Annotated in this window: 11 protein-coding genes and 1 pseudogene; 8 read left to right on the top strand and 4 right to left on the bottom strand. The window is 46.6% G+C overall.

The window, feature by feature from the left end; genetic code table 11:
- Window positions 1-362 precede the first annotated feature (362 nt).
- The 6 genes from NC981_RS22290 to NC981_RS22265 all read left to right on the top strand — a co-directional run bounded on the left by NC981_RS22290 (window position 363) and on the right by NC981_RS22265 (window position 13,789).
- A complete protein-coding gene (locus NC981_RS22290; RefSeq protein WP_348244907.1) occupies window positions 363-10,472 on the top strand; it encodes a neuraminidase-like domain-containing protein in 10,110 nt (3,369 codons plus the stop codon).
- A gap of 179 nt (window positions 10,473-10,651) precedes the next feature.
- Window positions 10,652-10,786, top strand: a complete 135-nt coding sequence (locus NC981_RS22285) for a hypothetical protein (RefSeq protein WP_348244906.1) — start codon at window positions 10,652-10,654, stop codon at window positions 10,784-10,786.
- A gap of 501 nt (window positions 10,787-11,287) precedes the next feature.
- Complete coding sequence (locus NC981_RS22280; RefSeq protein ID WP_348244905.1) at window positions 11,288-11,839, top strand: Uma2 family endonuclease; 552 nt, start codon at window positions 11,288-11,290, stop codon at window positions 11,837-11,839.
- A gap of 24 nt (window positions 11,840-11,863) precedes the next feature.
- Entirely contained in the window at window positions 11,864-12,451 is a 588-nt protein-coding gene (locus NC981_RS22275; RefSeq protein ID WP_348244904.1) for a Uma2 family endonuclease, read from the top strand.
- 34 nt (window positions 12,452-12,485) lie between these two features.
- Window positions 12,486-13,022 (top strand): hypothetical protein, encoded by a 537-nt coding sequence (locus tag NC981_RS22270; protein WP_348244903.1) that lies wholly within the window; start codon window positions 12,486-12,488, stop codon window positions 13,020-13,022.
- Complete coding sequence (locus NC981_RS22265) at window positions 13,019-13,789, top strand: hypothetical protein (protein WP_348244902.1); 771 nt, start codon at window positions 13,019-13,021, stop codon at window positions 13,787-13,789. Before NC981_RS22270 ends, NC981_RS22265 begins: the two co-directional genes overlap by 4 nt.
- Before the next feature lie 96 nt (window positions 13,790-13,885).
- On the opposite strand, the pseudogene NC981_RS22260 reads toward NC981_RS22265, so the two are convergent.
- The 4 genes and pseudogenes from NC981_RS22260 to NC981_RS22245 form a co-directional block, all read right to left on the bottom strand.
- A pseudogene (locus tag NC981_RS22260) lies at window positions 13,886-14,335 on the bottom strand (transposase); the annotation flags it as partial.
- Window positions 14,336-14,532: 197 nt separating this feature from the next.
- Window positions 14,533-15,084, bottom strand: a complete 552-nt coding sequence (locus tag NC981_RS22255; protein WP_348244901.1) for a transposase — start codon at window positions 15,082-15,084, stop codon at window positions 14,533-14,535.
- Window positions 15,085-15,171: 87 nt separating this feature from the next.
- A complete protein-coding gene (locus tag NC981_RS22250; protein ID WP_348244900.1) occupies window positions 15,172-15,399 on the bottom strand; it encodes a hypothetical protein in 228 nt (75 codons plus the stop codon).
- A 121-nt stretch (window positions 15,400-15,520) separates the two neighbouring features.
- On the bottom strand, window positions 15,521-15,823 hold the full coding sequence (locus NC981_RS22245) for a hypothetical protein (RefSeq protein WP_348244899.1): 303 nt from the start codon (window positions 15,821-15,823) through the stop codon (window positions 15,521-15,523).
- A gap of 319 nt (window positions 15,824-16,142) precedes the next feature.
- Here NC981_RS22245 and NC981_RS22240 point away from each other — a divergent pair, with 319 nt between their 5' ends.
- The gene (locus tag NC981_RS22240) at window positions 16,143-20,360 is read left to right on the top strand and encodes a chemotaxis protein CheB (RefSeq protein ID WP_348244898.1); all 4,218 of its coding nucleotides are present in this window, start codon (window positions 16,143-16,145) and stop codon (window positions 20,358-20,360) included.
- 85 nt (window positions 20,361-20,445) lie between these two features.
- Window positions 20,446-20,646 (top strand): chlorophyll a/b-binding protein, encoded by a 201-nt coding sequence (locus NC981_RS22235; RefSeq protein ID WP_190376892.1) that lies wholly within the window; start codon window positions 20,446-20,448, stop codon window positions 20,644-20,646.
- Window positions 20,647-20,843 lie beyond the last annotated feature (197 nt).

Here is a 20,843-nt window from a genome sequence, read left to right as displayed (position 1 = left end):
TCTAGAGATCGAGATATAGCGGCAGGCTAATCGTCAAGAATTTTGCCGTTTAGAGAGGAGAACGAACAATCACATGGCTAACTCATTATCGAATCACATACATATCTAGAAATGGATTGAGAATTGCCCAAGTACGACTGTTGGTCAAAACAGGAACCCTTAATTGCAGTTCATTTAGATTGTAGAGTGGGCAGTGCCCATTTCTGCATGATGAGATTGCATAAAATGGTTTGTCTCACTAAGCGGCAATATACTCATCATTCACCTAAAACCTTCAATCTTGAATCTATTGCAAAAACCTCTTCTCAGCGTTACACCAATTAACTCGTTTCATTCCATTTAAGCCTTTAGGAAACCCCACTATGTCCTCCATCACATTTCCCCTCCGCTTCGATAATCAAGGTTCAGACGTTACCAATTTGCAAGCAGGTTTGCGTCTGCTGCTCGACGGGCAAATCATTCAAATCACAGATAGTGAGCGACAATCGTTAGAAGCTGCTTTGGCATACGAAGCCCAGCAGCAAGTTTATGGCGATGCCACCGCAGGGCTGATCACTATTTTTCAGCAGCAATTTCAACTTCCTGCTACAGGGGAAGTCGATCAGGCAACAGCAGAGCGACTCAACCAGATATTGAGCCAGCTAGGAGCCTTGGAACCAGAGCGGTTTGTCGTGCGCGGCATGGTGCGGCAGTCCGATGGTGATTCTTTTGAAGGAGCAATTGTGCGTGCCTTCACTCGGGATATAAATACAGGGAATGAAACTGCACTCGTCGAAACAATTAGCAATGTCGATGGCTACTATGAAATCATTTACACTGCCGATCAATTTCGGCGCTCTCCCAGTGAAGTTGGTGGCCCAAACCTGATTGTACGCGCCTACAACTATCAGGGACAAATTCTGGCAACCTCTCCCCTCAAAATCAATGCCGAGCAGGAAGAAACGATCGACCTCACCATCACAGTACGGGAACAACCTACTCCTACCGAAGAAGCACTAATCGTCAAAGGCACCATTCGACTGGCAGACGGTAGCCCTTTCGCAGGTGTAGAAGTACAGGCATTTGATAAAGATTTGCGTCGCTTGGAGCGATTGGGGCAGACCACAACTAACCAAACTGGTGATTATGAAATCACCTATACCCGTAGCCAATTCAGCCGAGCGGAAAAACAAAGTGCTGATTTGGTGATTAAAGTCATTGGACCTATCTCTGAAAGCACACCTCGTCGCACCCTTGCCACTTCACCCACCCTATTTAACGCTCCCCCCGTTGCCGTTATTGACCTGACTATTTCCGCTGATATTGTTAGCATTCCTTCAGAGTATGAACGCTTCCTCGCAGAACTCTACCCTTTGCTAGGGCAAATTTCCCTCGGCGAACTGCGAGAAGATGATGAAGACAACCCAGAAGCAGAGAAATTCCAGGACATCACATTCCTTTCAAGGGAAACCGGAATTAACTTTGATTACTTGGTCTTTCTGAATACAGCTTTTCACTTGGGCAACAGCACCAGTGTTGATCCAGCATTCTTCTACGGATTGTTTCGACAAAACTTACCCACCGATCTACCTGCTTTGCTGGTGCAAGATGCAGCAGCACAACGCCGTGCCCTTGAAGCCTCCTTTGATGACAACATTATTCCGGCTTGGCTCCGTCCTCAACTCGATCAAGCCCTCGATCGCCTCCGACAGTTACTCATTGAACAAACATTAGAACAACCTGAAGACCCGCAAAAAGTAACATTAGGGGCCTTACTCAATACCTCTCCAATTCGGCTTTCCAGAGAGCTTCAAACAATATTTTTAATTACTTATCTGCAACATGAAGGCTCTGATGAAACCTTCTGGGAAGCATTACAACAGCGACAAGAGTTTCAACAACCAGGCTTGATTGCCGACTTACAATTTACTCTGCAACTAGGACTACTGACTCAAAATCATTTACCCTTAGTCCAAGAATTGCAACAACTCCGGCAGCAAAGCTTCCTACAATCTCCAAAAGATCTCGTCAAGCTCAATGTTGAAAATTGGCAGGAATTGATTACTCGACAAACCAATACTGGTATTGTTGGCGTTCCTGCCGATATTACAGGCGAAACCAGTGAGGAAAAAGTCCGAAATTATGCCCAACGGCTCACAGACACCGTTGAGGCGGTCTTCCCAACTGCCACGATCGCTCACAAACTAGAATTACAACAAGGTGGATTTCCTCCAACTGAGCTTATCCTATTTTTTAGACGAAATCCGACCTTTGAGTTTAGCAATACCCACGTTGATACCTACTTACAAGAACATGCAGAAACCGCACTGGCAGGACTAGACAACCCTGACGGAGTTGCTCAGCAACTCAGAGGAATGCAGCGGGTCTTCAACTTAACCCCTCGCCATACCGAAATGCAGGTATTGCTCTCAAACGGGTTACACTCCGCCCAAAGCATTGCTAGCTTTGGGAAAGACGTATTCGTTCAACAATACGGCGATCGTTTAGGTGGAGCCAGTAAGGCGGAAGTCATTTACGCCAAAGCAGAACACACGGCTGCAATGGCAACGGCAATTCTTGCTAAATATGCCACTGGTTTCAATGAGCTTAGAACAGCTGTTACGCCTGGACCATTAACCAATGCAGATGACCTACCCAACTGGGCATCTTTATTTGGTTCTCTTGATTTCTGCGCCTGCGAACACTGCCGCTCAGTCTACAGCCCTGCTGCCTATCTGGTTGATTTATTGGAGTTTTTGAAGAAGCAATCTCACCCTGTAGATGACAAAACTGCTAAAGACGTGTTACTCGCCCACAGTCGCCGCAGTGACATTGGTCATCTTGAACTGTCATGCGAAAACACTAACACGGTTCTACCCTACATCGATCTGGTAAATGAAATACTGGAAAATGCGATCGCGCCTCGATCTACCAGCGCACCACCTCTGCAAACCCGTGGCACAACTGAAGAGCTAAGCATTAATCCAGAATATGTCAATGAAGAAGCATACAAAATTCTGGCGAAGGAAACCACTGTTTACCCCTGGAATTTACCGTCCGATCGTTGGCTCGAAGAAGCCCGTATCTACTTGGAAAAATTGGGTATTCGTCGTCATGAGTTGATGGAAGCTTTCCAGAAACCAGCAATCCCACCCAATCCACCCAGTTCTACCGGAACTCCTGCCAGCCCAACGAATGAAGCGATCGCACTGGAGTATTTAGGTCTAACTCCTGTTGAACAAAAAATTATTACGAATGTCTCCTCTGCTCCTCTTTGGCAATTATGGGGGTATGAATCAAACCCTAGCACTGGCTTATTGACAAATCTCGCCAAAGTACGAGTTTTCTTGCAAAAGTCCAACTTAAGCTATCAGGAACTGAGTGAACTGCTGGAAACTCGCTTTATTAATCCCGATCGCACAGTTCCAACCCTAAAAATTCAGCCTGAAACAACCTGTGAGATCGACAAGATGGAATTTACAGGTTTAACCGAAGCCCTGTTGAATCGCATCCATCGCTTTGTCCGCCTCCACCGCAAACTAGATTGGACGATGGTAGACTTAGACAAGACCATTACGGCTCTGAAATCCGGAGAGTTAACAAATTCATTCTTGTCTCACCTATCCCACATACAAAAAATTAAGGAAGTTCTAAATCTTCCTTTAGAGAGGGTGCTTACCTTGTGGGGAACGATTGATCGAGACGGAAAAAACTCCCTCTACAATAAGTTATTTCTGAATAAAGCTGTTTTCAATCCTGTTGACTCTAGCTTTGACCTCAGTCGTTCAACGTCACCTAGACCAAAACTATCTGAACATAAACCTCCTGTTCTAGCAGCCCTGCGAATTAACGAAGCAGATTTTGATCGCCTCAGAACTGCAATTCCCGTATCCGATGAAATCACGCTAGAAAACTTGTCTGCGCTCTATCGTTATACGGTTCTGGCAAAGGCCCTCAAACTTCCCATTGAGGATTTTCTGAGCCTGAGAATCTTGCTCAACATTAATCCGTTTGACACAGCACATCCAGAAGATACCTTACTCTTCATTGAGCAGGTTCATAACATCCGAGCATCGGGCTTTTTCGTCTCAGAACTCAATTACCTGTACCGTCATTTACCTGAACCCTCTCCAGTTGCTCCTTCCCTAGAAACGATCGCAAATCTGGTCAAAACTCTGCTGAATGGTCTCAACAAAATTATCAGTGATACTGCACCAGTACCCAACCCCGACCTAGATCTTCTGCAAAGACATCTAACAACCCTGCTAGACAGCAACAAGGCAACAGTGGCGATCGCTTTTCTAAACAGTGTGTCTGCTGATACTCCAGACAATCGCACATTCATCAACTTGCATTTTGGTCTATTTCTACCAACCCCTGATTACACAAAACTGGTAACTAATACTTCTTTAAGTGATGAGCAGAGGACAGCATTCAGAAGTCAAGCAACTGAGTACGTGTTGAATAACTTGTTGGTTTACCTACGAGATTCACTCAGCCGCACTTTAGTGAAACAAACGTTGAGCGAACAGCTCCAGTTAGATAAAACGATTACAGAGTTACTGTTGGAGAAATTATTAAAATCACAAGCGGATTCTAGAATTAGCGCGATCGCAGATTTCCTATCCATTACAAGTGCAGGTCTAGCCGCTAACTACTTCAAAACGCCAGATCTTACAGGGTCTCCTGCAAATAGAATTGATCCAATTCTCGATTTTAACTGGGGACAGGGTTCTCCAGCGCCAACCATTCCATCCAAAACCTTTAGTGTGCGTTGGGAAGGTAAGCTTCTAGCACAACATAATGAAACTTACACCTTCTATATTCGCACCAATAGCGGTATTCGGCTATGGATAGATAGTCGAGAGTTACTGAAAAAACCGGATTTTGACCCCTGGTCAAATCGAATTTTGACAGAGTTGAGCGACACGATCGCTTTCAATGCTGGGCAACTTTACGACCTCAAGCTAGAGTACACGAACAGTTCTCCCAATGCTCTAATTCAACTGAGCTGGAGTAGTTCTTCAACGCCAAAGGCAATCATTACGCAAAACAATTTCTACACCAATAATACTTACACTCACTTTCGTCAAACCTATCTCCGTTTTCATAAATCAGCGTTGTTGATTAATCGATTCAAATTAACTGCAAGGGAAAGTGATTATCTCTCAAATCACAGCACTGATTTTGCAGAGTTTAATCTAAATCAGCTACCTCTAAGCACAACAGCATTTAAACCCAGTTTCTACCAGCAATGGCAGCGATTAAATGACTTTGTCAGACTTCGAGATGGCTTATCCGGTGCTGAAACTAGCTTACTCGATGTATTTGCTGCTACCTCATTAGCAGAAGCTCAAACAACACTCGCTTTGGCAACAGGATGGGACAGGCAAGCGATTGAATATTTAACAACCCAGTTTAACTTCACGGCAAACAACTTTAAGAACGAGATTAGCCTACTAAAACTCCAACACTGCTTGAATTGGAGCCAACGTTTAGATGTACCTACTAAACAGTTATTTGATTGGAGCCAGCAGACTCCTGATTTTGATCAAGTACAAGCTATCAAAGGTGCATTAAAAGCCAAATATGACAATGACGCATGGATTGCGATCGCTAAACCACTGCAAAATACTTTGCGCGAGAAGCGACGTGATGTATTAGTTTCCTACCTCCTCGCACGTCCCAATCTTATTGGTAAGACCAACCTGGATGATGTGAATGATCTTTATGCCTATTTCTTGATTGATCCAGAGATGAGCGCCTGTCAGATGACCTCCCGCATTAAGCAGGCAATTAGTTCTGTACAGCTATTTGTGCAACGCTGCCTCCTAGGTCTGGAGAAACAGGTTTCACTGCGTCAGGAAGCAGCTCAACAGTGGAAGTGGATGAAAAACCATCCCATTTGGGCTCCCAACCTGCAAGTCTTCCTCAACCCAGAAAACTGGGCCGAACCAGAATTACGGGATGATAAATCCCCGTTCTTCAAAGATTTGGAAGGCGAATTACTACAAAATGAAGTTACCTCAGATACTGTTGAAACGGCATTTCGTAGTTATCTAGAAAAGCTCGATGGAGTTGCTCGTCTCGAAATCTGTGGGATGTATGCCCAAATTGAAGAAGGCACTAATATACTGCACGTCTTTGGCCGCACGATCGGGGCTGATCCCCGTTTCTACTATTACCGCCGCTGGGTTGATAGCGCTTATTGGACTCCTTGGGAAAGAATTGATGTAGATATTCAGGGCGATCATTTGATTCCAGTTGTCTATGAGCGGCGGCTACGGCTATTTTGGGCAATTTTTACTGAACAAGCCAAGACTGAACTGCCTAATGCTAAGTATTGGGAGATCCAATTGGCGTGGAGCGAGTACAAAAATGGTAAGTGGTCAACCAAAAAGGTTCTTTCCAGAACTCTCAAATCTATTGATTCACATAATGTGAAATCTCGTTATCCTAACAAGAAGGACTATGTTTTTTCAGCACAAGTAACTGACACCTTTCTAGCAATTTGGTGCTTTGAAAACATTGTAGTCGAAAGGTTTGAACCACGTAAAGGCATAAGTAAGGAGCAAGGTGTTGGTTTGTTTCTGTTTACGGGTTGTCAGGAAGGAAGCTTTACTGATGGCATCGATTACACTAAACCTTACAAAGAAGTTCAGAGCAGCCTTAAATTACTACTTTCAACTCCTGCTATTGGTAGCGATCGCATGGGTATGTGGATTGAGGAAAGTGAATGGATTGAGATAAACCATGATGGTAGGCGGATTGAGAAGAAACGAAATACCAACGATAAGCTAATTTTTCAGAACTACACCAGTCCTCTTCTCAGAGGTTATATAGTGAAAGACTATATGTACACTTTAGGAGCAACTCCCGGCACATTTCGTTTACTCTTTCCACACCAGTACAGCCCATTCGAGCTTTTCATAGACCGTTTGCTTGAATCCATCAATAAAGCCCAACCTAACCTAATGCCTCCACGTCAGGCATTTACCCCCTTCTTCTATCAAGACCAGGGCAGAACTTTCTTTGTTACTTCAAAAATTGTTGAAGGTTCCCCAAAACGTTGGAAACCGAACTTAGATTTGGGACGGTTTCAACCGAATCGAGGCTTCTTGCGTGGAGATGAAATCCGTGCTCTTACCCCTAGTGGACTCGCTAATGGAAGCACGATCGCTCCAATTGGGATTGCAAACTCTGAAATAGTATCTTCTCACGGTAGCATAAGCATGGTAGGAAGCCGCCAACCAGCCCAAATTCCAAACTACCTACTCAGATATTTGTTTGAAACCTTTTATCATCCCTATGTTTGTACATTCATTAAAGAACTGAATCGACACGGTATTGAAGGCCTGCTAAATCCGAATAAGGATTTGATGAAGCCTGCGGCTCAACAACTTCGTCGTCAACGTCTTCAACAGGAGTACTTTAACACCACTTACAAACCATCGGATGTCGTCAGCACTCCCTATCCTAAAGATGACATCGATTTCTCCTACAAGGGGACGTATTCCCTCTACAATTGGGAGCTGTTTTTCCACGCACCGCTGCTGATTGCCGATCGCTTGATGAAGAATCAGCGATTTGAGGAAGCCCAGAAATGGTTCCATTACATCTTTGACCCAACCATTGGCTTTGATCCAAACCCTGATTCGGAAGAAAGTAAACTGAAGCGATTCTGGAAAATAAAACCCTTTTATGACAATCCCAATGCTGAACAGCAGCTTAAAGATTTACTCTCGCTATTGGACTACAAAGGTACAGATCCAAAACGACTTGACGAGAAACAAGCGCTTGAGATGCAGATTAACCAATGGAGAAAAAATCCTTTTAATCCTCATCTAATTGCTCGTTTGCGGATTTCAGCCTATCAGAAAACTGTTGTCATGAAATACATTGACAACTTAATTGCATGGGCAGATCAGCTGTTTCGTCAAGACACCATTGAATCTATCAATGAAGCAACCCAGCTTTATATCCTTGCTGCTGAAATCTTAGGGCCTCGTCCTCAAAGTATCAAACCTAAACAAACCATTGCTCCGCGAAGCTATGCTCAACTTGAACGAGATCTAGACGCTATCTCAAGAACTGTAGTTCAGGTAGAAAATCTACTACCTCCTAGCGATACTGTAACTACTCCTTCTCCAAGTGGCACACCTAAGCTAACACTGCCTCCGCTGCTCTATTTTTGTATTCCAAAGAACGATAAGTTATTGGGCTATTGGGATACAGTCGGCGATCGCCTGTTCAAGATTCGGCACTGTATGAATATTGAAGGCGTAGTGCGAGAATTGCCCCTGTTTGAACCACCGATTGATCCAGCACTGCTAGTACAGGCAGTCGCAAAGGGACTGGACTTAAGTCGTGTACTCAACGACATCAATACCCCTACACCTCATTATCGCTTCACCTACATGCTGCAAAAAGCACTAGAGCTATGTAACGACCTCAAATCGTTAGGTGCAGCGTTACTCTCGGCTCTTGAGAAGAAAGACACCGAAGAGTTAGCAGCAATCCGTGCGAATCAAGAAACAGTTCTTCTCAACTTGATTACCGAGATTAAGAAGAAGCAGAAAGAAGAAGCAACCATAGTCAGAGAAGGATTAGTCAAGACTCATAGAGTGACTGAGGTCCGCTATCACTATTACCAGGAACTCCTTGACCTTAAACCACCTAGTCTTACTCCTGGTTCTCAGCAAGAAATTCCTGTAGTAGAAGAGGCAAATGGTTCAAAGCAAGCAACTGAACAGGAGGATGAGAATCTCAGACGCTCTCGACTTGCTCAAGACCGCCAAGAAAATGCTGCTAATATTGAGTTTTGGGCAAGCATGGCTCATGCACTTCCTAACATTTCAACCGGTTTAGGTCTAGTGCAAACATTTGGAGGTTCTAACATTGGCTCAGCAACAAATGCATTTGCTAGACGTGCGAACAATTGGGCAGGTCAACACACCTACGAAGCGACTAGAGCAGTTACCCTAGCTTCACAGGATAGGAGAAAACAGGAATGGGTACTGCAAAACAATCTAGCAGCTAAAGAATTAGAGCAAATTAATAAGCAAATTGCAGCCGCCGATATTCGTATTAAGATCTCAAAACATGAATTAAAAAGTCACGAGAAACAAATTGAAAATGCTCAGCAAATTGCAACTTTTCTACAAACCAAATACACGAATGAGGAGCTTTATAGCTGGATGACTAGAGAAGTCTCAGCAATTTATTTCCAGTGCTATCAAATGGCTTATGATTTAGCTAAAAAAGCAGAGAAAGCCTATCGCTTTGAGCGTGGGTTAACGACCTCAAACTTTATTCAATTCGGCTATTGGGATAGCTTGAGGAAAGGACTGCTGGCTGGCGATCGCCTCTATCTTGCTCTCAAACAAATGGAGCGGGCATACCTTGATCAAAATAAGCGCGAGTATGAAATTAGCAAGAACATCTCGCTAGTTCTCCACGATCCGCTAGCTTTGATCACTTTGAAGGAAACCGGACAATGCATCGTTGAACTACCGGAAACCTTATTTGATGCTGACTACCCTGGTCACTATATGCGTCGTATCAAATCTGTTAGCTTAACGATTCCTTGTGTCACTGGACCTTACACCAGCGTTAACTGTACTCTCACTTTACTGGCTAACAAAACCCGCATTAAGAGTGTTCCAACCAAACCTTATCAGGAAGATTTAGAAAATGACGACGATCGCTTTGTAACTAACTTTGCTGCCATGCAGTCGATCGCTACCAGTACTGCCCAAAACGATAGCGGCATGTTCGAGCTAAGCTTCCGCGACGAGCGTTACTTGCCGTTTGAGGGTGCAGGTGCCGTCTCTCGATGGCGAATTGATATGCCTCAAGACTGCAATGCATTTGACTTTAATACCATTTCAGATGTCATCATCAGGCTCAACTACACAGCACGAGAAGGTGGAGCAATATTAAAAGATGAAGCGAAAAAAGCCTTAAAGCAAGAAATTGAGAATGTAACGAATTCTCGCCTTGTTCGCCTGTTTAGCTTGAAACACGAATTTCCAGCAGACTGGCACCGATTCCTGCGCCCTACTGCTCCTGCCGCTAATCAGCCCGTCGCTCATAGCATGAATATCAGGTTAGACCAAGAGCGTTTTCCATTCCATTTACGAGGACAGAAGCTTTTTCTAAACAGCGCCGTATTGTTCTTAAAAGTCAAGGAAGGCTTCTCATACAGTACTCCCAAACTCAAGATTTATCTAAATAATGATGCAGGAAATGAGTTTACTTTAGATGGAAGCCCCGTAACTGGTCTACCCTATGCGAAACCGAAGATTGCTCCGTCTTCCATTCCAACTTCGCTTGCTTTGAACATTCGAGAAGGTGACCTTCCAACGTCTACCGATTCTAGTTCTACTTGGTGGCAGAGATTAGAGATTAACGGTGTAAACCGCAGCAGATTAAAACCGGAGGCGATCGAGGACATTTGGATTATTTTCTATTACTCGATAGCTGGAAGTTGATAGTTTCTGAGGATGTATTTAACGACCTTGTCAGGTTAACCGGAACGTAGAATAATTAAACCGCTTTAACCGGATCACGCCTTCTCATATGCTCCCGTCATTGCTTCCCTAGCGAAATCTCCAGCTACTGTGTCTGGCTATACTACAGCTTCCTATCGGGCTACCGGGACATCGAGAAGATGAGGCTTCATCGGGGCATCAAGGTGACGTATGAATCGATGCGAGAATGGTTCCAGAAGTTTGGACAAAAATCCGCCAATCATCTGTATCGTAAACGCCCTTACATTCATTGTAGCCAAATGGCATTTAGATAAAGTGGTCGTTACCATCGAAGCACAGTAATTTCAATAATCGCTGCAACCCACACAGGAAAAGAATTTTGGGGATCTTACGCCTGAATAGAGCAAGTTGAAGAAGAGGTGGCAACACTCTTAAAGCCCTTAACTCATAAGCCTTTTGCCAATTCTACGCTTCATAGACCAAAGCGGAATTCAGCGATCGTCGTTCAAGTTTCGAGATCAACTACAAATAATAACCATTATCTGTAGTTACGGTATTATTGCAGTATGGATAAGCATTTTTTAAGAGAAATCGATCTCACATAAAATTGTGAACGCTGAAACATCTATTCTGTTTGGGCTTTGTGGTTTTAGCGTGTAGGTAATCTTGTAATGAATCCTGTGGTGTAAAATGGGCAAAATCCGGTAAAATTTTTGCATAGTGGGGATTTGATGCTCACTTATTCAACCAGGGGCGCGACTACACCATGACTCAAGCTAAACTGCAAATTGACTACGGGACTGTGAGGTAGCATCATGACACTCTCGACATGGAAATGGACGATCAATCGCTATCACCAGGCGGTAGAAGCGGGGATTTTTGAGGGTGTGCCTGTTGAATTGTTGAATGGAGAATTAGTAGAGATGTCGCCCGAAGGAGTTCCGCACTCGTCGCTCAGTGATGAAGCGGCTGAATATCTCAGGGAACAGTTGCGTGGTCTTGCCAAGGTGCGAGAAGCTAAACCGATCACGCTGCCTAACCGTTCAGAGCCAGAACCCGACATTTCAATTGTTCAGTTGCCCGTTGAGATTTACCGATCTCATCACCCATACGTTGAAAACATTTACTGGATCATTGAATACTCGAACACGAGCTTGCAGAAAGACTTGGAAGTGAAGTCTAAAGTTTATGCCGAAGCAGGTATTTGCGAGTATTGGGTGGTTAATTTGAAAACCAGAGAGCTAAACGTCTTTCGGAATCCAGTGAACGGGGAGTACCAGGAGCAAACGGTGTTGACTGAGGGTGTGGTAAGTCCGCTTGCTTTTCCAAACGTGCAAATTGGGGTTGCAAGATTGTTACAGCGATAGTGAGCTAGAGGAGGCGCAGGGGGTATGACGCAAACGAAGCCACAGTTTAAGACGATCGAGGAATATCTCGACTACGACGACGGAACGGATACTCGATACGAATTGGTGAATGGGGAGCTAGTTGAATTGCCGAGTGAAGATCCAATTAACCCGACGATCGCAGCTATACTGCTGGTTGCTTTTTCAGCCTTGGGCATTCGTCCGCGTCAGCTTGCAATCGGACATCAGATTGAAGTGGAATCGCGTGAAGTCACAGCCCGACAGCCAGATCTGATGGTTCACACCGAGGAATCGATCAACGCCTTACTATCTGGTGAAAGAATCATCCGACTGGGAATGCCTGTTCCACAGCTGGTGGTGGAAGTTGTGTCGCTCGGCAGCCCGAGCAGCAAAAACTATCAGCGTGATTATGTTGAAAAGCCGAGAGAGTATGCCGCGCGAGGCATTCCTGAACTGTGGCAGGTTGACCCCAATCGAGCTGTGGTGAATGTGCTGGAGCTGGTGAACGGAGCTTATCAATCCCGACCATTCGCAGGGGACGACCCGGTCCTGTCGTCGCAATTCCCGACGCTACAATTGACTGCGGCGGAAATTCTAAATGCAGGGAAATAAGCCGAAGGTTTAGTGGCAATTAGGGGAAGTGGGGATGCCCAGGAAAGCACCGCAAAAATGCTATAAGTGCGCGGCACTGGCGATCAAGCAGGTGCATCAACTCCACGGTTCACCGAAAACGGACCCGCAGAATTTCGTGCGCGATCCGAACATCTCAAGCGATGGCTGTTATGACCCGAAGCTTTGCCCACCGAAGCGATCTCGGCTACGAAATTCTGAGATTAATTGTCAGAAACAGGCGATTAAGCAGCGGGAACAAGTCTTCCAACAACTGCAAATTGAGTCGCCCTACACTGATCTCGCTTATGCTGTGCTGATTGTATATCGCGAGGGCGGATATGATTCTCCGGTGCACGCGATCGCAGGCTCAGTGTGGAAGGGCAATGAGCAGATTGTGGAGATTGCTCCGGTTCACTGCGAGGGCATGACCCCAACGGTAGTCAAGGCTTATACTGCCACGCTGCTGCGTGTTCTGCACAAAGAATACGGCATCCGCAAGTTTGCGGCACAGATTCGACGTGACCCGCAGTGCTGCCCGATTCGTCCTTGCTGTCTGGAGGCAACGGGATGATTCGTCTCGATCTGTTTGAGCATCTCCAAGCAGCGATGAGCGCTCCGCAAGAGGCCCAACTGCTGGATCTCTTGCGGGAATTCGATGCGGTAATTTCAGGTCTAGAGGATCGCGCTGTGCTGGAAGTGGCAGCCAATGCCCTGCTTCAACTGGCGACGATCGTCGAAGCCAAGTACGTGGGTGTAATCGAGGCAGTGAAGGCGGAAGTGCAACCGCGTGGGGCGAGAGACCCGGTGGTGTCGATCGACTTCTTCGATGCCTTTGTGCGGCGATCAATGGTGGTGGATTTCGAGGAATTCATCGAGCCGATCCCGCTACTGCCGCTGCCCTGTAATCTTGAGGGAGACTGGTCGGTTCCCCATGACTTGCGATCCAATTACATTTCAGAGGCAGCCGTGGCGCAGGCAATTCGCGAAGCGATGATTGATGACGCGGTTGTCCTGCTTGATGCGTTACCGGATCGTCAGCCATTGATCGATATTGATGCGATCAAAGACCTTTCGCACGGAGAAGAGATTGAGGCTTGGACAACGGAACTTGTCGCGATGATGGAAAAGCTGCAACAACGCAAACGGAAGACAATTTCATTGCTTGATCTGGTTTGCACCTTGGAGATTTCTCGAACTCAATCAGGACGGAAAAGATGTCTAATCGATCTGTGGATGACTTTTTTGCTCGGCAAACACCCTTATCAGTTACGTCGTGCTGCTCATAATTTCTACAGCTTGGTTGGAATCGAAGTTGTGTGTGAACCCGATCCAAATTAATCGAAGAGTTAGGAGGCTGTGAGATCTGCGGGAAGTCGCAAATACGATCTGAGGCGGTACTGATGCTCCTATAGATGTCAAGGTCTTTTTTGTGTTCTAAGCATGACTCACGCCAGACACTTTAAGAGTCGGGCATGTTTTACGAATGAGATGATAGATCTCTCGTGCTACATAGCGTTTGAGACAGCGGATGATCTCTCGTTTCGACAACCCTTGTGCTGTCCGACGGGTAACGTAGTCCTGGGTCGGCTGATGCCATCGCATGCGCACAATCACGACGCGAAACAAAGCAGCATTGGCTTGACGACTGCCGCCTCGGTTTAAGCGGTGGCGCTGCGTTTTGCCCGAAGAGGCTGGAATCGGACAGACCCCACACATCTTTGCAAAGGCAGCTTCGGAATGGACGCGATCAGCATTCTCGCCAAAGGTGAGCAGCATTTCAGCAGCGGTATCCGTACCAATGCCAAACGCTTGCACTAATTCGGGCGCTGCTTCTTGGGTGAGCTTTGTCAGGTGCTGAGTGTGTGCTTCAATTTCCTCATGTAACTGTCAACTGGTTGCGGGTTTGCTTCAGAGTTGAGTTGAAGTAATGAACAGCAAGGTCAAATTGAGCTTTCAAAGCACCAGAACGAGCGAGTTAATCGTTTTTCTACGGCTTTCGCCCCGATTCCCGTTTTCAAAGGACGACAAATCTGGGTCTCTGCCGCAGAGACCTCCAAGAGAATGAAGGACAAACAAAAGGGTTAGCTCTGGCAGAAATGCCGGAGATTGATCATCGTGTAAGCCAAGATTTTCAAGGCGTAGTGCAACCCACTGATCCGCTCGAAGCGCAGCAGTAAGCGCTTAAACTTATCCTCCCACGCGAACACTCGCTCGATTGTGCGAAAGCGTTCTTGCAAGATGGCTGAGTCGAAACTCGGTTTGCGTCCTCGTTTCGGAGTCTTTCTCCCACGCGGATTTGCAGGAATGTTGGGAACCATGCCGCGATTGAAAATCGCTTTGCGGTTGGCTCGACTATCGTAAACTCTATCCAAACTGACGATTGTTTGGCTCAGATCAAGTCCGACCTGCTTGGCAATCCGGGTCACTTGTGGCAGTGCTTCCGGCAATAGCGGTGACTCGTTTCGATTCCCAGGGGCTGCAATAAAAGGCGCAATCACATTGCAGTTGCGGTCACAGAAAGCAACGACTTTATCTCCTTTGAGATGTTTGTGCCCACTGTATCCAAGATTGTCCCCGCCTTTCTTTGCTGAGGTCGTTGTGCCGTCGCCGTGGATCACGCTGATGTCGAGCAACTCCTGCTGATGAAGTTGCAGAACCGAACCTGCGAAAATGGCATCGAAACACCCCTGGGTTTCATAGCGCCGAAAAGCGGAATAGATTCAAGTGTAGTGGATTTCCGGCTGCCCCGCTTTGTTCTGCTGGATCGGCAGTTCTTTCCACTGGCAGCCGAGGTACAAGAGTTTCAGGATGTAGTTGAAGATCGCGTGCAAAGAGAGCTTTGGTTGAGGACCACGACTGCCGAGGTGCAAGTGGGGCAAGACAAATTCTTCAAACTGTTCTCGGGTCAAATGTGTGGGAATCGATTGCCACTGTTGAGATTGAGCCATTCTTGCTCCAAGCGACTGTCAAACGAAAAAGACTTGAGCCATTTTAGTCAGAAACGGTAGAAGCTCAGACAATCAGGAGCTTTCAGACAAATTCACCCAGGCGGGAAAACCCGCAACCAGTTCAAAGATAGTAGAGGGCATAACCTGTTTGGGTTTCTCCATCAACCACGGCAACCAACGACACCTCTAAACCTTTCTCGACTTGGCTGTGGCAACCATTGTAAAATTCATCTAACCCGAAGGTCTTCTTACCGCTTTTGGCGATAAAGGAACAGTCCATCACCGCGATTGTTAGATGGTTCTCAGGAATCGCCGCTTGGATCAGGGCAGCATTGAACGCCGTGAAGTCGAACCGTTTCTTGAACAGTCGGCGGTAGGTTTTCTCGCTCAGGTCACTGTAACGACTCAAATTGGTAAAGTTCACCTTGCCTCAGAATCGTGGCAAATAAGGTCGTCATCACGCTCAATTGCGGTTTGCGAAAACGCCCACTTTGGCAAGTAGGCTCTGTACAATGCTCATACAGCTATCCATCCGGTGCGTTACATTTACAATTCGCGCCCATAAAGGATGGATGGCTTTTCTGTCTACTGCTGATCCTAAAATTATCCGAACCATTGTTTTCATTAACTCATTCTTTAGGAACTTGTTTAAGGTGAAGGATCAAGTTGTGATCTTATACAGTTTGAAATTACAGTCGAATTCCGATCTAAAACATCAGCTTTGCAGCTAAAGGGTTTATTCTATGACCTCCCATCCGTCCGAGCAGCAGAATTCACCCCAACCTTCGATGGAAGCGTCTGATCTAACGCCGCAGCCCGAAATTGATGCTCCCTTCCCGATCGTGGGGATCGCTGCTTCTGCGGGTGGACTAGAAGCGTTCAAACAATTACTGAGCCATCTCCCAACTGATACCGGAATGGCATTTGTGTTGATTCAGCACTTAGCACCCGATGCTAAAAGCTTGTTGAGCGAGATATTAAATCGAGTGACGGAGATGCCCGTCAACGAAGTGCAAGATGGCATGACGATCGAGCCAAATCAAGTCTTCGTGATTCCACCGAATACGAAGATGACGATGGAGGATGGAACACTACGACTGACAGCCCGCGAAAAGGTATATGGCAAATATATGCCGGGTGATGCCTTTTTTGCGTCCTTAGCCGCCGATTGCGGACACAAAGCGATCGCGGTTGTGTTATCGGGGACAGATAGCGATGGTTCAGTGGGCTTGAAGGCGGTGAAAGCGTCGGGTGGTATCACCTTCGCTCAGTGTGAAGGAACCGCACAGTTTGATGGGATGCCAAGTACGGCTGTAGCGACGGGCGCAGTCGATTTTGTGCTGCCGCCCCAACAAATTGCCGAGGAACTGGCAAATCTCAGTCGCAGTCCCTTTGTTGCTCGCCCATTTTCGTCGATTGTGGCTGAGGAATCTCTTGAAAGTAGCGAGGAAGCCCTGTTCACAATTTTCGCGCTGCTGCGATCGACGACGGGTGTTGACTTTAGCCGCTACAAATCCAACACAATTGATCGACGAATTCAGCGTCGGATGCTGCTCTACAAGCTGGAGCGATTGGAGAATTATGCTGAGTATTTACAAGGGCATCCGGCTGAAGTGCAAGCATTATATGAAGAAATTCTGATTCACGTCACTAGCTTTTTCCGCGATCCTGATGCTTTTGAACTGCTGCAAGCGCAAGTTTTTCCAACTATTACGCAAAACAAGTCGGCAGAATTTCCGATTCGTATCTGGGTGGCAGGCTGTTCGACCGGTGAGGAAGTCTACTCGATCGCGATTTGTTTGCTAGAGTTTTTGGCAGATAAAGCGACTCAACCCCCGATTCAGATTTTTGCCACCGACATTAGCGAGATGGCGATCCACAAAGCACGAGCGGGCATTTATTCCGAGAATCAAATGGTGGATGTTTCGCCAGAACGCCGCCGCCGATTCTTCTATACGCTGGAAGGCGGCAATTATCAAATCAACAAGATGGTGCGCGAGCTGTGTGTGTTTGCACGGCAGGACTTAGGTAGTGATCCGCCCTTTTCTAACTTAGATTTGATTAGCTGTCGGAATGTGCTGATTTATCTCGGAGAGGCACTGCAAAAACGGGTCATGCCCATCTTTCATTACAGCCTTAATCCAACCGGATTTTTGCTCCTGGGAACCTCAGAAAGCACCGGGAAATACTCTGACTTATTTACAGTAGTCGATAAAAAGTGCAAACTCTATACCAAGAAGCTAATCGCCAATCGTCCGGCGTTTTCCTTTGTGACCAGCAACTATTCGATCGTGAAGCCCGATGAGCGTTCTCGTGTGAACTCGGTTGCGATCGAGCGATTTGACTTACAGAAAAAGGTGGATCAACTGCTCTTGATTCACTATGCTTCCGTGGGAGTGGTGGTCAATGACAAGATCGAAGTTCTGCAACTTCGGGGAGATATCGATCGCTATCTCAAACTCGTTCCTGGAACTGCCAGCTTCAATCTCTTCAACATGGCGCGAGAAGGCTTGCTGATCGAGCTACGCGCCGCAATTTATCAGGCACAACGGCAAAACGTTCCCGTCACCAAGACTGGGGTACACCTGACACAGGGAGAGCGATCGAGCATTGTGAATCTTCAGGTGATTCCGTTTAAGACCCCAACCGAGGAACGTCACTTTTTAGTGCTGTTTGAAGAAGCGCCTCCGATTGTGAGCAATGCGATCGAGTCGGAGAGCATACCAGGAGATTTAGAGCGTGAAAATGCTCGGCTGAGACAGGAACTCGCCTCCGCAAATCAAGAGCGGATGGCAATACACGAATATCTGCAAGTGGTAATCTCAGAACAGGAGCATATTCATCAAGATCTCAAAGTTGCAAACGAGGAAATCCTGTCGAGCAACGAGGAGTTACAAAGTACCAACGAAGAGTTAGAAACAGCGAAAGAAGAGATTCAAGCCACCAACGAAGAACTGAATACCACGAACGAAGAACTTCGCAGCCGCAATTCGGACTTACACCAAGTTAACAACGATTTAACGAATTTACTTGCCAGCATTAACATTCCGATTTTGATGCTGACAAACGATTTACGCATTCGACGGTTTACCCCGATGGCGCAACGCTTGTTCAATTTCATTCCGGCTGATGCTGGACGACCGCTCAGCGATATCCGAGCCAATCTGAACATTCCCGACTTAGAACCGCTGATTTTAGAAGTTCTAGACACACTGAGCGCCAAAGAGTTAGAAGTCCAAACGCAAGGCGGACATTGGTACACGCTCCGCATCCGTCCGTATCGCACTATCGAAAATCAAATCGATGGCGTGGTGATCGTCATGATTGACATTGACGCGCTGAAACGGAGTGGCACTAAGCTCGAAGCAGCCCGCAACTACGCAGAAGCGATCGTGGAAACAGTGCAAGTGCCATTGATAGTGCTGGAGTCGGATTTTCGAGTCAACACAGCGAATCGATCGTTCTATGAAACGTTTCAGGTTTCACCGTCTGAAACCGCACAGTCATCGATTTTTGACCTGGGTAACGGGCAGTGGAATATTCCCGCACTGCGATCGCGCTTAGAAGACGTGCTTGCCGATAATGTCCCGATTCATAATTTCGAGGTCGAGCATCAATTTGAACACATTGGGCAGAGAACGATGTTACTCAATGGTTGGAAAGTTCTTCAAGAAGGTGATGTGCAACGAATTTTGCTGGAGATCGAAGACATTACTGAGCGCAAACAGTTTGAAATCGAGCGATCGCGTCTACTTGAACAAGAGCAAGCCGCTCGTCAAGAATCAGATCTGGCAAATCGTGCCAAAGACGAATTTCTCTCAAATCTCTCCCACGAACTGCGAAACCCGCTCAATATCATGCTGGGATGGTCACAAATTCTTCGCACCCGCAACCTAGAAGAAGAAGCTGCCGCTCGCGCGATCGAACTGATCGAGCGCAGTGCAAAAACACAAGCGCAGTTGATCAATGATCTGCTGGATGTGTCGCGGATTATCAGTGGAAAGTTGAACCTCAACACTCGACGACTCGATCTGGCGATGGTGGTGATAAGTGCGATCGAGGCGGTGCGGCTAGCGGCAGATGCGAAGTCGATTCAACTCGTTTCGCATTTAACTTCGGTCATGGTTGTGGGCGATGTCGATCGCTTACAACAAGTGCTTTGGAATCTTTTGTCGAATGCAATTAAGTTCACACCATCCGGTGGACGAGTGGAAGTCACGTTAGAATGGGTGGAGAATCAAGCGCAGATTCGAGTCAGTGATACAGGGCAGGGTATTCCAGCAGATTTACTACCCTATGTCTTTGATCGCTTTCGTCAAGGAGATTCTAGCAGTACCAAAACCAGTCAGGGACTCGGACTCGGCTTATCGATCGTGCGGTATCTCGTCGAGCTTCATGGAGGCACGATTGAGGCAGCAAGTCCCGGTGAAAACCAAGGTGCGACCCTAACCGTCAAGTTGCCGCTGCACTTCACGCAGAATGCGACTCAGATAGAGCCTTCATCTGAAGAGGGGCGATTGCCGACCGATTTAGAATCAACCGATACAGCAGAACAGATAGATTCATCGATCTCTGAAGTCCCCTCACTAGCAGGGCTGTGTGTTCTAGCAGTCGATGATGATGCTGGAAGTCGCGACTTGATCAAATGGATATTACAAGACCTTGGGGCTGAAGTAGTCGTTGTTACCTCAGCAAGAGACGCGATCGCAGTGTTAACCGAGAATCCTGTCCGATACAACTTGCTGTTAGCGGATATCGGAATGCCAAGAGAGGATGGTTATTCCCTGATTCGTCAAATCAGAGCGCTTGAGGTCGGCGGACAGATTCCCGCGATCGCGTTGACGGCTTATGCTAGCGATCGAGAGCGTCCGCTCTCGATCCAGGCTGGATTTCAGCTCCATCTGACGAAGCCGATTGATTCAGTGCAATTGGCAAACGCGATCGCTAATCTGGCAAGATAAATCAGGAATGGTTCTAAAGGTAGACAGCAAGTGTTGAATGCGCGAATAGTATAGAGATATAACAAAACATTAAGGAATGTTAATCATGCAAGCCAACAAAGCAACTGAATTACCCCCAATCGCTGAAGCATACAATGGAGCTGATCGCAACGCTTTCTTATTTGGTTGGAAGCCTCAAGCTGAACTCTGGAATGGACGCTTTGCGATGATCGGTTTCACCGCATATCTACTTTGGGACTTGGCTGGCTACAGCGTCGTCCGCGACCTGCTGCATCTAGTGAAGTAGAAAGTAAATCTTTTACAATTAGAAGAATGCAAAGCCCTTTTCCAGCGATTGGAAAAGGGCTTTTGACTATGGTTGCCTAGAACCTAAAGTAACCTGAGTTCGGGTTAAGCCGGAAGCAGCAAATTGTGGTTAATCGCAATTGAGGGCTTCTTCGGTTGATGGCAATACGCAATCAGCCCACCGAGAATGTTGACAAA

This window comes from Leptolyngbya sp. DQ-M1, from assembly GCF_039962505.1.
Classification (GTDB): domain Bacteria; phylum Cyanobacteriota; class Cyanobacteriia; order Leptolyngbyales; family Leptolyngbyaceae; genus Leptolyngbya.
The sequence above is the reverse complement of the archived record's forward strand: the minus strand, read 5'-3'. Positions and strand labels throughout refer to the sequence as shown.